Source organism: Rhizobium sp. BR 362, assembly GCF_036528765.1.
In the GTDB taxonomy this organism is placed as follows: Bacteria; Pseudomonadota; Alphaproteobacteria; order Rhizobiales; family Rhizobiaceae; genus Rhizobium.
Genome location: NZ_JARWGH010000013.1, coordinates 26,642 through 40,797 on the forward strand (window position 1 = coordinate 26,642; position 14,156 = coordinate 40,797).

Consider the following 14,156-nt stretch of genomic DNA (forward strand, 5'->3'; position numbering starts at 1 on the left):
CATCTATTTGTTGCGAGCCAGAAGTTCCTTGACGACCTGGTCGGTCACCCGGCCGTCCTGCGGCAGGCCGACCGATTTTTGGAAGCTCTTCAGCGCGGCGACCGTCTTGCCACCCATGTTGCCGTCCGGCGGGCCGGCGTCGAAGCCGTTATTGTTGAGGATCGCCTGGATGTTGCGGATCGCCTTCTTCATGTCGATCGAAGCGGTATTGACGCCCTTGCCGGTCGTCCATTCCTCGGGGATAGTCGTGCCGTTCGCCTTGGCGTCGAGCGGTTGCGCCTTCCAGAGGTCGACTTTGGCGCGGGCGCTTTCGAGTTCGTCCTGCTTCATGGCGTTCGCCACTTCGTCGCGCTTCTGCGCGGCGTCCTTGTCGCCGCCCTTGGCGGCGATCGCGAACCATTTGTAGGATTCCTGCAGGTCCTGCTTCACGCCGTTGCCGCGCGCATAGAGAATGGCAAGATTGAACTGGCTGTCGGACACGCCGAGATTGGCCGCCTTGATGAACCAGTTCGCCGCGGTCGGATAGTCCTGCGGGCTGGCTGCACCCGAAGCATAGAGGACGGCGAGGTTGTGCATGGCGCTGGCATTGCCCTGATTGGCGGCCTGCTCGTAATAGTCTTTGGCCTTGGCAAGGTCGCGCTCCAGGCCATTGCCCTTTTCGTACATGCTGGCGAGCCGGTATTGCGCCGGCGCAAAACCCTTGTCGGCGGAAAGCTGATACCAGTTTGCTGCCTGCTTGAGATCGGCCGTGACGCCGCGGCCATCCGTGTAGCGCACGCCGATTTCGAACAGAGCGACGGGATCGCCGGATTTTGCGGCGGCAACGAGCGTCGGCGGCTGGATGCCGTCAGGCACGGTGATGGCGGCGGTCGGCGCGGATGCCTGCGCCGCAGCGGTTGCCGGGGTAGCCGTGGCATTGGCGGGCACGAAGGCTGCGGTTTGCTGGGCCGGCGCGGCGCTACCGGCTGGCGCCAGCGTTTCGCTGGCCTGTTTCCCGTCCAGGGGTGCGGCGGTCGTCAGATGATCGTTCGTCGGTGCGGTGGCCGGATTTGTCGGCGCTGTAGAGGATTGCATGGTTGCTGCAGCATCGGCAGCCGGTGCTTCTGTGGCCGGTGCTTGGGTGGCGGGCGCATTCGTTGCAGCCTGAGCGCCCGGTGCCGGCATTTGAGCTGCATTGGCGGAGGCGCCGTTTGCCGCGCTGCTTTCGCCAGTGGAGGTCAGCACCGAGATTTCCGCCGCAGGCGGCGCCTTCTGGCCGCGCGTCAGCGTATTGACGAGCGGGAAGGCCATGATGGCGAGCAGGGCCGCGCCGATAGCGAGCAGGATCGGCCGGCGGAAGCGCGAGAATGCGCCGCGCTTCTTGTCGCCGTTCTTGGGGGCAGGCGCCGAGCGCTGCGTCTGGTCGACTTCCATTGCGGCTGCCTGCGCGGCACGGCGGGCAGCGGCGATATAATCGGCGCGTTCGTTTTCACTTGGTTGTTTGGTAGTGCCGCTGCGCGCGGCATTCTGGCTGGCGCGCACACGTTCCAGGATTTTCTTGATATCGGGCGCCCCCGAGCCTGGCTCGAGCAGCTCGTTTGCTTCCTCGGCCGGCATCATGTCGACCGGATCGATCGACGGCGCCTGCTCGATGACAGGCCGGTCGGGCAGGAAGATAGGTTCGGCCTTCTCGGGCATGAAGAAACGTCTGCCCAGGCTGGCGAGCAGGCTGGTTTTACCCCCTTCCTTCTTCGCCGCGGCCTTGATCTCCGCCTTGGTAACGGCTTCCACTGCTTGCGCGACGGCAGCTTCCGGCGAGGTCGCGGGTTCGGCAGGGGCAACGGTGCGGATTACCGGTCCGGCCTTGCGCGGCGCCGCCAGAGGCGGTTTCACCGTCGAGGTGTCGGCAGGAGCAAAAACGTCGCTTTCGAATTTTGCGGCAGGCATGGCGAGCGCCGGCTGGCGATGTTCCATGTGGTCCAGCCGGTCGGCGATCTGCAGCAGCGTGCCGTGCAGCGCCTCGAACGTGCGATGCGTGCGCTCGTCGCTGCTGCGGCTGAGGTCTTCGAGATGGCGAAGGTCTTCGGCCAATGCCGTCATCGCCGACATGTCGGCGGCAGTCCCGCCATGGCCGAGCATGCCTTCGCGCGAATAGGCCTCGACGACCGCTTCCGCCGCATGGCGCGCAGCTTCGATGATGTATTCGTCATTGGTCGCCATGTAATCTTCGATCGCACTCATGCGGCGATCGAGATCGGGGGGAATATGGTCGGCGACGGCCCGCGGCTCGTGCATCAGCAGCGTCGAGAGATGGGCGATCTGCTCTTCGAGATTGCGCAGCGCCTGCGTATCGGTCGGCGGCGCCGCGGTGCTCGCCTCCAGCCGCATGGCGATATCGGAAAGACGGCCTTCTAGCCGGCGGACGGCGCCATCGTCGAGATTTGCGGCCGGATGCGGCGGATGGAAATCCATTTCGTCGATGCGCCGTGCCAGATAATCCAGCCGTTCGGCCAGCGCATGATCGACCGAGCCCTGTTCCAGCGCGTCGATTTTGCGGGAGATGTCGGCGAGGTGGCTGACCAGTTCCGGCTGCGGCGCCGCCCTCTGTGAGCGCTCCATCAGATAGGAGAGTTGATCCAGGCGCTCTTCCAGCCGGGCGGCCGCCTTGGCATTGCCGAGTTCGTCGATGCGCATCGCCAGCGCTTCAAGGCGCCCGGAAAGATCGTCCGCCGGCTGGCGCCGTGCCGCGTCGCGGCTCATCATGTCGATCTGGTCGGCAAGACCGCTGATGCGGCCTTCGAGCCGCTGCATCGCCTGATCCTGCGGCTGGATCATGCCGCCGAAGCTTTCCACGGCGGTGGCGATCGACAGCAGCTTGTCTTCCAGCGCATGCACTGCGGGGCTGTCGCTCATGCTGCCCAGATGCTGCTTGATATCATCCAGGCGATAGGCGAGCGACACCAACTCGTCCTGCAGACCGGTCGTGTCGATCGCCTGAACCTGGCGCTCGACATGGTGCAGCGAATCCTCGCGGGCAAGCCCATCCATCAGCGAGCGCAGTTCTTCGAACTCCGCCTTCAGCCCGGCCGTTTCCGGCTGGCCGGGATGACCGGCGAGCTGGCTGATACTGTCGGCAAGCCGCGCCATGTCCTCACGCACATCGGCGGCAAAATGCTTGTCCTCGGCATTGTCGCGGATGTCGCGGATTTCGGCGCGCAAGGCGCTGACTTCGCGGGTAATGCTCTCGGCGATATCGCGTTTCAGGTCTTGCCGCAGATTGACCAGCGCCTGGGCGATATCGACGGAGCTTTCGGGGGCGGAGCGCAGGGCCGACGGCAAAGGCTGCCGCGAAGGCGGATTTTCGCCAAGGCGCCCGCCAAGCGGTTGCCGCTCGGCAAGCGGAGCTTCCTCACGGCGAGCATGCAGGCGCTCGCGGCTTGCCTCGAGCGCACGCTGGCGCTGGCGGATTTCGGCAAGCGGATCGGGCCGTAAATCGGTTTCCGCACGTTCGGTGCGAAGAGGACGCTCATAAGGACGTCCGGCGTAGGCGTCCCGCTCGGTACGTGGCGTGCGATCGGAAAGAGGAGCGCGCTCCGGCATCGGGGTCCGCTCCGGCGCCGCGGCATAACCGTTCGCGACACGTTGGCGCGTGTCCCGCGCTGCAGCCGTGCCCATCAGACCTTCGATGCGCGCTTCCAGCCCCTCGATGGTGCGGCTCAACGCATCCAGCGACGTCCAGTCGCCCGTGCCGGTAGGATTTGATCGCGATCCGCTCATCTTCTTGCTCGCTTCGACATATGGACCACTCAAAGGCCATCTTCGCTTGTGGGAAAGCAGCTTCGCGGGTTCGCGCGCAGACCGCATCCCACCGTTCGGAAAGAAATAATTTATTAGGCTTTCCTCAGGCTGAACCGCGAAACGGCGCTCCATCAAGCTAAAGATGAAGGAAACGCGAAGCATCGCTGCTCATCCCGCACAATTCACGAAACGTGGTAAACAACCCGTTAAGTTTTTGCCGATTTCTTAACCTTTTATTTTGGTCTTGTTATTGAATATGCTCATATTCTTATGGATTTGGCGGGGCTGCTGCTGGTGAGATCGGCGCGTTAAACGTCAATCATTGCCTCCGTCTTGCTGTGGGCTCGATGGACGGAAGTAATGAATCCTTAAAATTGAGCGCCATTATCCTTTTCTCAACTGAGTTGTGGAATCGTGGATTGATTTGAATATCCTTGGGAGTCGAGCGCGTGCCGCCATCCATCACCCGTGAACCGGATCAGGCGCGTCACATCCCGGCTCTTGATGGGTGGCGCGGGCTGGCAGTCATCATGGTCTTGATGGGTCATTTCGGAGCCGATGGATATCTGCCGGGTTTCAGCACTTTTGGCGTGGATCTGTTCTTCGTGCTGTCGGGACGGTTGATGGCGGACATTCTCTTCGTCAAACAAATGCCGCTTCCGACGTTCTGCGCCAGACGGTTTGCGCGCGTTTATCCCACATTGTTTATTTTCATATTGGTCATCGGCCTGGCGTTTCACGGTAGGGTCGGTGAATTTGGCCTGAACGTTGCCGCTTTTGCGCTGACCTTCACCTTGAACTATGCCACCGTTTATGGGCTGCCTGTTTCCCTGCTGGACCATATTTGGTCTCTATGCGTCGAGGAGCATAGTTATATCCTGCTGGCTCTGATTGCCTTCGCCACTCGCTCGCGGAGCAAACACGTCCCGTCGGGCACCATTCTCGCGGTTGGATTGATGGCCTTGATCAATGGTGTCGTTCGACTCCACACGGCGGAAGGAGATCCGGGTCTGGTGCTTTGGCGTACCGATGTCGCTATGGCTGGGATATTCATCTCTGCCGCCTTTTACGTTGTTCTCAGACCGAGACTGCATCGGGACAGTTGGACATGGATCGCGCCATGCGCTTTGGCAAGCGCGATCTTGGCGCGGGTATTTGGCCTGGATGCTACAGTCTTTTTCGGCGTCAAGACGATCCTGCTGGCGATGGCCGTCATCGGGATAGAATATTCCGCTCCATGGTTCCGCAGGAATTTCGAAGGCAATGTGCTCCGCTTTGTCGGGCAATGCTCCTTCTCGATCTATCTGTGGCAGGAACCTTTTTTTAAGCTGACCGGCTTGGGCGTCGTGCCGCCTGTTTTCCTGCTTGTCCTGGGGATTGCCTGTGGTGTGGCAAGTTATTACCTCATCGAACGTCCTCTGCGCGCAAGGTTCAGTGCCATGTTGAGCCGCCAGGCCCCCACACAAACTTTCGCCTGATCGCCATCGCCCCCACCCTACCTAAAAATTCGCTTTGCCGCGCAAATTTGACGTTTACGCAAACGTCAATATTTTGTAAGGCTAGGTGAAAGGCCGGAATACGAGTCCCGGCGGCGAATTGGAGGAATTCGAAAGATGCCAGTCTACAAGGCCCCGGTGAACGATACGCTTTTCGTCCTGAATGATGTGCTCGGGCTGGAACGCTACAACAATCTGCCGGGTTTTGCCGAAGCCAGTCCCGACATGATCGAGGCGATCGTCGGCGAAGCGGCCAAGATGGCGGAAGAGGTGCTTTTCCCGCTGAATTATTCCGGCGATCAGGAAGGCTGCGTGCGTCACGATGACGGCAGCGTTTCGACGCCGAAAGGCTTCAAGGAAGCCTACCGGGCTTATTATGAGGGCGGTTGGCTGGGCCTAGCGGTGCCGGAGGAATTCGGAGGGCAGGGGCTGCCCTACACGCTGCATTGCGCTGTCGGCGAATATACCTCCGCCGCCAATATGTCGCTGATGATGTATCCGGGCCTGACGCAAGGCGCGATCGCCGCCATTCTCGTGCATGGCTCCGAGGAGCAGAAGCGGACCTATCTGCCCAAAATGGTCGAGGGTACCTGGTCCGGCACCATGAACCTTACCGAGCCGCATTGTGGCACCGATCTCGGCCTGCTGCGCACCAAGGCGGTTCCGCAGGCCAATGGCAGCTATAAAATCTCGGGCCAGAAGATTTTCATCTCCGCCGGCGAACACGACATGACGGACAATATCGTGCATCTGGTGCTCGCCCGTATCGAGGGCGCGCCGGAGGGTACCAAGGGCATTTCGCTGTTCATCGTGCCGAAATTCATGGCCAAGCCGGACGGTTCGCTGGGCGCGCGCAACGCGGTCTCCTGCGGCGCAATCGAGCACAAGATGGGCATTCACGGCAACGCTACCTGCGTCATGAACTATGACGAGGCCACCGGCTTCCTGATCGGCGCCGAGAACAAGGGCCTCAACGCCATGTTCGTGATGATGAACGAGGCGCGCCTCGGCGTCGGCCTGCAGGGTCTGTCGGTTGCCGAAATCGCCTATCAGAATGCCGTCGCCTATGCCCGCGAGCGCATTCAGGGCCGCTCGCTTTCCGGCCCGAAGGCGCCGGACAAAAAGGCGGACCCGATCATCGTTCATCCCGATATCCGACGCTCGCTGATGACCATTCGTGCCTTTAATGAGGCCGGCCGCGCCTTCCTGCTGTGGACGGCACTGAAGTCCGATATTGCCCATCGCTCGCCGGACGAGAAGGAGCGTCAGGCGGCCGATGATATCCTCGGCCTGGCAACGCCGATCCTGAAGGGCGTCATGACCGACAAGGGCTTCGAGCATGCCGTCTTGGCCCAGCAGGTTTTCGGTGGTCACGGCTATATCGAAGAACACGGCATGAGCCAGTATGTCCGTGACGCCCGTATCACCATGATCTATGAAGGCGCCAACGGCATCCAGGCGCTCGATCTCGTTGGCCGCAAACTGGCGCTGAACGGCGGCCGTGCCGTCATGGCGCTGTTCAAGGAGATTGGCGACTTCTGTGAGGAAAACCGCAACGACGAGCAGATGGCGTTCTACACCAAGCATCTGAAGAAGGGCTTGAACGACGTGCAGGCCGCGACCATGTGGTTTATGCAGAACGCCATGGCCAAGCCCGACAATGCCGGCGCCGGCTCGACCGACTACATGCATCTCTTCGGCATCGTTGTCCTCGGCTATATGTGGGCGAAGATGGCAAAGGCCGCGCAAGCTGGTCTTAGGAGCGGCGACAGCACGCGCGAGGATTATCTGAAGAACAAGCTTGTCACGGCGCGGTTCTACATGGAGCGCATCATGCCGGAAACGGCGTTGCGCAAGGCGCGCATCGAAACCGGCGCCGACACGATGATGGAACTGGCGGCGGAAGCGTTTTGACTGGACTTACCTTCTCCCCGCCGGGGAGAAGGATGCGCGTAAGCGCAGGTTGAGGGGGCGTTGCACCGTAAGGCTGCCTTTCGCTTGCCGCTCAAGGCCCTCGGGATCTATCCCTCGGCCCCCTCATCTGCCCTCCTGAGCTTGTCGAGGGGCGGGCACCTTCTCCCCAAGCGGAGAAGGAGGAGTTCGCGGCCACTGGTCGCTGTATGCAGAATTTGAAGGCGGCTTGCCGCCGCAGGGAGATGAGACATGACCGAGGTTTTCATTTACGACCATGTGCGCACGCCGCGCGGACGCGGCAAGAAGGACGGGGCGCTGCATGAAGTGCCCTCCGTCCGCCTTGCCGCTAGGACGCTGGAGGCGATCCGCGATCGCAACGGGCTCGATACGAAGACGGTCGACGACATCATCATGGGCTGCGTCGATCCGGTGATGGATGCCGGCGCCGTCATTCCGAAGGCAGCCGCCTTCGAAGCGGGTTATTCGACCACGGCCCCCGGCATGCAGATTTCCCGCTTCTGCGCCTCGGGTCTCGATGCCGTGAATTTCGGCGCGGCCAAGATCGCGCAAGGAGCCGATGATATCGTCATCGCCGGTGGCGTTGAGAGCATGTCGCGCGTCGGGCTCGGCATGTCCGGCGGTGCCTGGTTCATGGATCCCTCGGTGAACTTTCCGGCCTATTTCATGCCGCAGGGGGTGTCGGCAGATCTGATCGCCACCAAATACGGTTTCTCCCGCGATGACGTCGATGCCTATGCCGTCGAGAGCCAGAAGCGGGCGGCAAATGCCTGGGAAAAGGGCTATTTCAAGAATTCCGTCGTGCCGGTGAAGGATATCAACGGCCTAACGATCCTCGACAGGGATGAGCATATGCGTCCCGGCACCGACATGCAGGCGCTGGCTTCGCTCAATCCGTCCTTCCAGATGCCCGGCGAAATGGGCGGCTTCGAAGCCGTCGCCATTCAGGCCCATCCGGAAATCGAACGCATCAACTATGTGCACCACGCCGGCAATTCCTCCGGCATCGTCGATGGCGCCGCCGCCGTTCTGCTCGGCTCCAAGGCTGGCGGCGAGAGCATGGGGCTGAAGCCGCGCGGCCGCATCAAGGCTTTCGCCAATATCGGCTCCGACCCGGCGCTGATGCTGACCGGACCCGTCGACGTCACGGAGAAACTGCTGAAGCGCACCGGCATGACGCTTGCCGATATCGATCTTTTCGAGCTTAACGAGGCCTTCGCTGCCGTCGTGCTGCGCTACATGCAGGCTTTCGACATCGGGCACGACAAGATCAACGTCAACGGCGGCGCTATTGCCATGGGCCATCCGCTCGGCGCCACCGGCGCAATGATCCTCGGCACGGTGCTGGACGAGCTGGAGCGCCGCGATCTCAATACGGCACTCGTGACACTCTGCATCGGCGCCGGCATGGGCACGGCCACGATCGTCGAACGCGTCTGAGGGGAGCGGAAACAATGACTTACACGAATTTCACCGTCGAGACCGACGCGGATAGCATCGCACTCGTCACCTGGGACATGCCCGGCAAATCGATGAACGTCTTTACCGCCGAGGTGTTGGAGGAACTGAATACCATCATCGATGCGACCGTTGCCGACAAGGCGATCAAGGGCGTGGTCATTACCTCGGGAAAATCCTCCTTTTCCGGCGGAGCGGATCTGTCGATGATCAAATCGCTCTTTTCGGTCTATCAGGACGAGAAGGCGCGGAATCCGGCGACGGCGGCGCAAAAGCTCTTTGATCTCGTCGGCCGGATGACCGGCCTGTTCCGCAAGCTTGAGACCTGCGGCAAGCCCTGGGTTTCCGCCATCAACGGCACCTGCATGGGCGGAGCGCTGGAGATGTCGCTCGCCTGCCATGGCCGCGTCGCTTCCAATGCCAAGAGCGTCAAGCTGGCGCTGCCCGAGATCAAGGTCGGCATCTTCCCTGGCGCCGGCGGTACGCAACGCGTGTCTCGGCTGGCCGATGCGCAATCGGCGCTGCAGATGATGACGACGGGCCAGTCGCTGACTGCGGCGCGCGCCAAGGCAATGAACCTTGTGCATCAGGTCGTCGAACCGGATCAGCTTGTTCCGGCGGCCAAGCAGATGATCAAGGATGGGCTGAAGCCTGTCGCTCTCTGGGACGAAAAGGGTTTCAAGGTGCCCGGCGGCGGCATCTGGACGCCGGCCGCCGCGCAGCTTTGGCCGGCTGCCCCGGCAATCCTTCGCCGCGAGACATCTGGCAATTATCCGGCCGCGCTCGCCATCCTCAAATGCGTCTACGAAGGCCTGCAGGTTCCCTTCGATACAGGCCTGAAGATCGAGCAGCGTTATTTCACGCAGGTGCTGCAGACGACCGAAGCCTATTCGATGATACGCTCGCTGTTCATCTCCATGCAGGAACTTGGCAAGGGCGCCCGCCGTCCGGCCGGTCAGCCGAAGACGGAGCTGAAGAAGGTCGGCGTCGTCGGCGCCGGCTTCATGGGTGCCTCGATCGCCTATGTCACTGCGGCGGCCGGTATCTCCGTTACCCTGATCGATCGCGACATGGAAGCGGCCGGAAAGGGCAAGACGGTCGCGGAGGGTCTGGTTAAGGAATCGGTTGGTAAGGGGCGTCTTACTCAAGACGATGGCGAGGCACTGCTTGCCCGCATCACGCCTTCGGCCGACTATGCCGATCTCAGCGATGTCGATCTCGTCATCGAGGCGGTGTTCGAGGATCGCGATGTAAAAAAAGCGGTCATCGAGGCGGTCGAAGCCGTACTGCCCGCGGGCGCGGTCTTTGCCACCAACACCTCGACGCTGCCGATCGCCGGCCTTGCGAAGAATTCCAAGCGTCCGGCTGATTTCGTCGGCATCCATTTCTTTTCGCCCGTCGAGAAGATGCTGTTGACCGAAGTCATTCTCGGCAAGGAGACGGGGGACCGCGCCCTTGCCGTTGCGCTTGATTATGTCGCCGCCATCAAGAAGACGCCGATTGTCGTCAACGACACCCGCGGCTTCTTCGTCAATCGCTGCGTGCTGCGCTACATGTCGGAAGCCTATGACATGCTGATCGAAGGCGTGCCGCCGGCCATGATCGAAAATGCCGCCAAGATGGCGGGCATGCCGGTCGGGCCGTTGGCGCTGAACGACGAAGTCGCCATCGACCTGTCGCTGAAGATCCTCAAGGCCGCCGTCGCCGATCTCGGTGACAAGGCTGTCGACGTTAGGCACATGCAGTTGGTCACGCGCTTGGTGGAAGAGGAAGGCCGCTTCGGCCGCAAGAACTCCAAGGGCTTTTACGATTATCCGCCGAAGCCGGGCAAGAAGTCGCTTTGGCCGGGGCTGAAGGATCTCTATCCGCAGAAGAAGGCCGAGGAGATCGATGTCAACGTCCTGAAGCAGCGCTTCCTCGCCACCATCGCGCTGGAGGCGGCGCGGACCATGGAAGAGGGCATCGTCACCGATCCGCGCGAAGCCGATGTCGGCTCCATCCTCGGCTTCGGTTTCGCACCCTACACCGGTGGTGCGCTCTCCTACATCGACGGCATGGGCGTCAAGACCTTCGTCGACCTCTGCGAAACGTTGGCAGCAACTTACGGCAGGCAGTTCAAGCCCACGGCGCTGCTGAAGGATATGGCGGCGAAGGGTGAGACGTTTTATGGGCGATTTGACCCGTATGGCGTGAAAACGGCGGCGTAAAAGAGCTTTCTCTCCCAAAAGAGAACATGGCTACGCAAACCTGCGAAAAATAAAGGGCCGCTCCTGTCGGAAGCGGCCCTTTCTATTCGTCCTCTGCTCAGTTCCATCACAGAGGAGACGAGAGATGGCCGAAATCATTGGAAACCGCGAAGAGGCTGACGCCATTTTTGCGATGCTTGTCGCTTGGGCGATGGCGATCGGAGAAAAGAACACCGCCGGGGTCCTGTCGCATGTCACTGACGACATCGTGGAATTCACTTTGGCGCCGCCGCTGCAATACAAGGGCAAGGATCGGCATGGCCTGCAGGGCTGGTTCGATACCTGGCAGGGACCGATCGAAGGCGATGTCGAAGACCAGAAGCTGACGATCGGCGGGGATATCGCGTTCTGGAGCGGCTTGACGCACATGCTGGGTACCAAGACCGACGGCACCAAAGTCGACCTCTGGTTCCGCCAAACGCTTGGCCTCAGGAAGGAAGCCGGTGTCTGGAAGATCGCCCATGATCACACATCGGTTCCCTTCGCCATGGACGGCAGCGGCTTGGCGGAGCTTGGATTGAAGCCGTAATCGCCGCTTTAGGCTGGCGCCGTGACCTTTCTTAGCCCTGCCCTCAACGCCAGCACGCCGCAGACGATCAGGGCCAGAATGGCGGCCGCATAGATATCCGTCGTTGCCGTGAAGCCGACCGCCTTCGATAAAAACCCGGCCAAAATGGCGGGCAGGCTGAAGGCGAGATAGCTTTGGATATAAAAGGCCGAGAGCAGGCCAGCGCGTTCGTCGGGCTTGGCCAACGGCATGATGCTGCACACGGCTCCCATGAAATTGGCGCCGAATCCGGTGCCCGCGATCAGCGTGCCGGCGATAAGAACCGGCACCTCGGCCGAATGCACGCCGGCGACCACGGCGAGAATGCCGAGCGTCATGGTCGATATGCCGAAGGTCAGTGTGGTTGCCGCAGATTTTTTGCGCAGCAAAAACACGGAAGCGGCGCCACTGATCGTCAGCGCTGCAACGACCGAACCGCCGACGAGCGGTGCGGTGCTCCCCGTCGTGGCGCTGATCAATGATGGGACGAGCGAGAGATAGAAGCCACCTAGTGCCCATACTGCGACATTGATCGGCGTCAGCGCCAGCAATGTCCGGCGGGCTTGCGGGGGAATGGCAACTTCGGGCTTCAATGAGGCAATGACGCCCGCTCTGCGGCGGGTGGTTTCAGGCGTTGTCCAAATCAGGAGGGCCTGTATCACGAGAAGGACAAGCACGACGGCATAGACGAGAAGTGTGGGCGCGGGCGCATATTGCGCCAGCGCGCTGGTTCCAAACGCGCCGACCGCCATACCGATCAGCGGTGCGATGCTGTTGGCCACCGGACCCTTGGCCGGATCGAGATCGACGAGGGCGGCGCCGATCGAGCTTGCTGCCGCACCCGTGGCGAAGCCTTGCACGATACGCGCGGCAATCAGCCAATTCGCGCCACTGGCCGTTAAAAACAGCGCCATCGCCACCATATTGAGGATGAGCGAGGCAAAGATAACCGGCCGTCGTCCGAGATGATCGGAAATCGAGCCGACGATCAGAAGCGAAATGAGGAGCGCGAAGGCATAGACGGCGAAGATCACCGTGATCAGCACCGGCGAGAAGGCGAAGACTTGCTGGTAGATTCGATAGAGTGGCGTCGGTGCAGAGGAGGCGGCAAAGAACGTGGCGCTGGTGGCGGCGTGAAAGAGCGGTGCTAATCGCCGGCCAAACGACTGCGGCGAATTGGCGGTGGAATCCATCGTGGTCATCGACTAATATCCTGGCTTAAAGCAAAAAAGTTGCGTTAAGCAGATGTAGTGTACCGCAAAGCTAAAAGCAAATAATTTGCATTAGTGGCGTGTCACCACTTCTGACGTGATACAAGCGACAAAGGGAAGGATTGGCATAAGTTGATGGTTTCAAAAGAAAATCCCCGCCCCGGCGGCCGCAGCGCCAGGGTTCAGGCAGCGGTGCATCAGGCGGTTCGCGAGATGTTAGCCAGGATGGAACGCGCCGATGTCACGATCCCGCTCATCGCGCAACGCGCTAATGTAACGCCATCAACGATCTATCGCCGCTGGGGCGATCTGCAGGAGCTGCTGGCAGATGTCGCAGCTTCCCGCCTGCAGCCGGAAACGGAGCCGCTCAAAACCGGCAGCGGCAGGAGCGACCTGCAGGCCTGGGCCGAGCAATATGCCGACGAAATGTCCTCGGGCGCCGGCCGGCAGATGATCCGCGATATCCTGGCGGTGTCTGGTACGGCGAATGCGGAGAAGTGCGCGGGCTACACGCAGCAGCAATTGCGCGTCATTATCGCCCGGGCGGAAGAGCAGGGCGAGGCCTTTCCGACGCTCACCGAACTGATGGACTTCGTCATCTCGCCGATCATGTACCGCATTCTCTTCGATCAGGTGCCGAACAGCGACTATATTCATGGCCTGATCTCTCGGGTCATGTCGAAGGTGCGGCCAAGTCCTGAAACTACGGAAACAACAGTTGGTGTGTCCGGCGCCTGACGGCTCCTTGCTGGGTTCGCTTCTTCCGCTGGTTTAGGTGGCATGCCCGCAACCGGCCAAAAGTAAGACAGCGATTATGTTTGAAAAATGCTGCGGCCAGTGATTCCCTTGGGATATGCAGCATCGATATGCCTATCGCGCCATTTCGCTATTGAAGAACCGCGGTAAAGATGATGCTAATGGTTGCTGAATAGATTCAACGGCAACGCAAAGGGGATCATTCGATGCTCAATGAGTTCAAGGCTTTTATCGCCCGTGGGAACGTCATGGATCTCGCGGTCGGCGTGATCATTGGTGGCGCCTTTGGCGGTATCGTCAAGTCGCTGGTGGACGATATCATCATGCCGATCGTCGGCGCCATTTTCGGCGGCTTCGATTTTTCGAATTATTTCCTCCCGCTCTCATCCAACGTCAATGCGCCGACGCTGGCCGCGGCCCGCACACAGGGCGCGGTTTTCGCCTACGGCAATTTCATCACCGTCCTCATCAATTTCCTCATCCTGGCCTGGATCATTTTCCTGATGGTGAAGGGCGTGAACACGTTGCGCAAGCAGGTCGAGCGCAAGCAGGCGAGGGGCGAGGAAACAGCACCGCCGCCGGCCGATGTGCAATTGCTCACCGAAATCCGTGATCTCTTGGCGAGGCGCCCCGCGCTCTGAGGCGCGTTTTCCGTCCTTGTCTTCAGCGCCGGCCCATCAATGGCCGGGGCTCATTCATCACCAAAATCGATTGGTCGCTCAGTCAAAGTCAT

General features: G+C 60.9%; 10 protein-coding genes. 7 read left to right on the plus strand and 3 right to left on the minus strand.

Annotated features, from left to right (window positions below):
* Positions 1–3: 3 nt before the first annotated feature.
* Both QDY28_RS17580 and QDY28_RS17585 read right to left on the minus strand, forming a co-directional pair.
* The gene (locus QDY28_RS17580; protein WP_331382951.1) at positions 4–3,756 is read right to left on the minus strand and encodes a peptidoglycan-binding protein; all 3,753 of its coding nucleotides are present in this window, start codon (positions 3,754–3,756) and stop codon (positions 4–6) included.
* Between the two features lie 416 nt (positions 3,757–4,172).
* Complete coding sequence (locus QDY28_RS17585) at positions 4,173–4,427, minus strand: hypothetical protein (protein ID WP_331383033.1); 255 nt, start codon at positions 4,425–4,427, stop codon at positions 4,173–4,175.
* On the opposite strand from QDY28_RS17585, the gene QDY28_RS17590 reads away from it, so the two are divergent.
* From QDY28_RS17590 to QDY28_RS17610, 5 genes are all read left to right on the plus strand, one after another.
* The gene (locus tag QDY28_RS17590; protein ID WP_331383026.1) at positions 4,317–5,255 is read left to right on the plus strand and encodes an acyltransferase family protein; all 939 of its coding nucleotides are present in this window, start codon (positions 4,317–4,319) and stop codon (positions 5,253–5,255) included. The genes QDY28_RS17585 and QDY28_RS17590 overlap by 111 nt on opposite strands.
* Positions 5,256–5,390: 135 nt before the next feature.
* A complete protein-coding gene (locus tag QDY28_RS17595; protein WP_331382952.1) occupies positions 5,391–7,187 on the plus strand; it encodes an acyl-CoA dehydrogenase C-terminal domain-containing protein in 1,797 nt (598 codons plus the stop codon).
* Positions 7,188–7,436: 249 nt separating this feature from the next.
* On the plus strand, positions 7,437–8,645 hold the full coding sequence (locus tag QDY28_RS17600) for an acetyl-CoA C-acetyltransferase (protein WP_331382953.1): 1,209 nt from the start codon (positions 7,437–7,439) through the stop codon (positions 8,643–8,645).
* A 14-nt stretch (positions 8,646–8,659) separates the two neighbouring features.
* Positions 8,660–10,870, plus strand: a complete 2,211-nt coding sequence (locus tag QDY28_RS17605) for an FAD-dependent oxidoreductase (protein WP_331382954.1) — start codon at positions 8,660–8,662, stop codon at positions 10,868–10,870.
* A gap of 124 nt (positions 10,871–10,994) precedes the next feature.
* On the plus strand, positions 10,995–11,438 hold the full coding sequence (locus tag QDY28_RS17610; protein WP_331382955.1) for a YybH family protein: 444 nt from the start codon (positions 10,995–10,997) through the stop codon (positions 11,436–11,438).
* 8 nt (positions 11,439–11,446) lie between these two features.
* On the opposite strand, the gene QDY28_RS17615 is transcribed toward QDY28_RS17610, so the two are convergent.
* Entirely contained in the window at positions 11,447–12,658 is a 1,212-nt protein-coding gene (locus QDY28_RS17615; RefSeq protein ID WP_442967548.1) for an MFS transporter, read from the minus strand.
* A gap of 144 nt (positions 12,659–12,802) precedes the next feature.
* Here QDY28_RS17615 and QDY28_RS17620 point away from each other — a divergent pair, with 144 nt between their 5' ends.
* Together QDY28_RS17620 and mscL are read left to right on the plus strand one after the other, a co-directional pair.
* Positions 12,803–13,405: a TetR/AcrR family transcriptional regulator gene (locus tag QDY28_RS17620; RefSeq protein WP_331382956.1), complete on the plus strand. Its 603-nt coding sequence runs from the start codon at positions 12,803–12,805 to the stop codon at positions 13,403–13,405.
* 224 nt (positions 13,406–13,629) lie between these two features.
* Positions 13,630–14,064, plus strand: coding sequence for a large conductance mechanosensitive channel protein MscL (mscL, locus tag QDY28_RS17625; RefSeq protein ID WP_331382957.1), 435 nt, complete (start codon positions 13,630–13,632; stop codon positions 14,062–14,064).
* Positions 14,065–14,156: the final 92 nt, after the last annotated feature.

Excerpts from the sequence above, each read along its gene's own strand:
- QDY28_RS17580 (WP_331382951.1), bottom strand. The coding sequence starts at position 3,756 with ATGAGCGGATCGCGATCAAATCCTACCGGCACGGGCGACTGGACGTCG.
- QDY28_RS17590 (WP_331383026.1), top strand. The coding sequence starts at position 4,317 with ATGGGTCATTTCGGAGCCGATGGATATCTGCCGGGTTTCAGCACTTTT.
- QDY28_RS17595 (WP_331382952.1), top strand. The coding sequence starts at position 5,391 with ATGCCAGTCTACAAGGCCCCGGTGAACGATACGCTTTTCGTCCTGAAT.
- QDY28_RS17600 (WP_331382953.1), top strand. The coding sequence starts at position 7,437 with ATGACCGAGGTTTTCATTTACGACCATGTGCGCACGCCGCGCGGACGC.
- QDY28_RS17605 (WP_331382954.1), top strand. The coding sequence starts at position 8,660 with ATGACTTACACGAATTTCACCGTCGAGACCGACGCGGATAGCATCGCA.
- QDY28_RS17610 (WP_331382955.1), top strand. The coding sequence starts at position 10,995 with ATGGCCGAAATCATTGGAAACCGCGAAGAGGCTGACGCCATTTTTGCG.
- QDY28_RS17615 (WP_442967548.1), bottom strand. The coding sequence starts at position 12,658 with ATGACCACGATGGATTCCACCGCCAATTCGCCGCAGTCGTTTGGCCGG.
- QDY28_RS17620 (WP_331382956.1), top strand. The coding sequence starts at position 12,803 with ATGGTTTCAAAAGAAAATCCCCGCCCCGGCGGCCGCAGCGCCAGGGTT.
- mscL (WP_331382957.1), top strand. The coding sequence starts at position 13,630 with ATGCTCAATGAGTTCAAGGCTTTTATCGCCCGTGGGAACGTCATGGAT.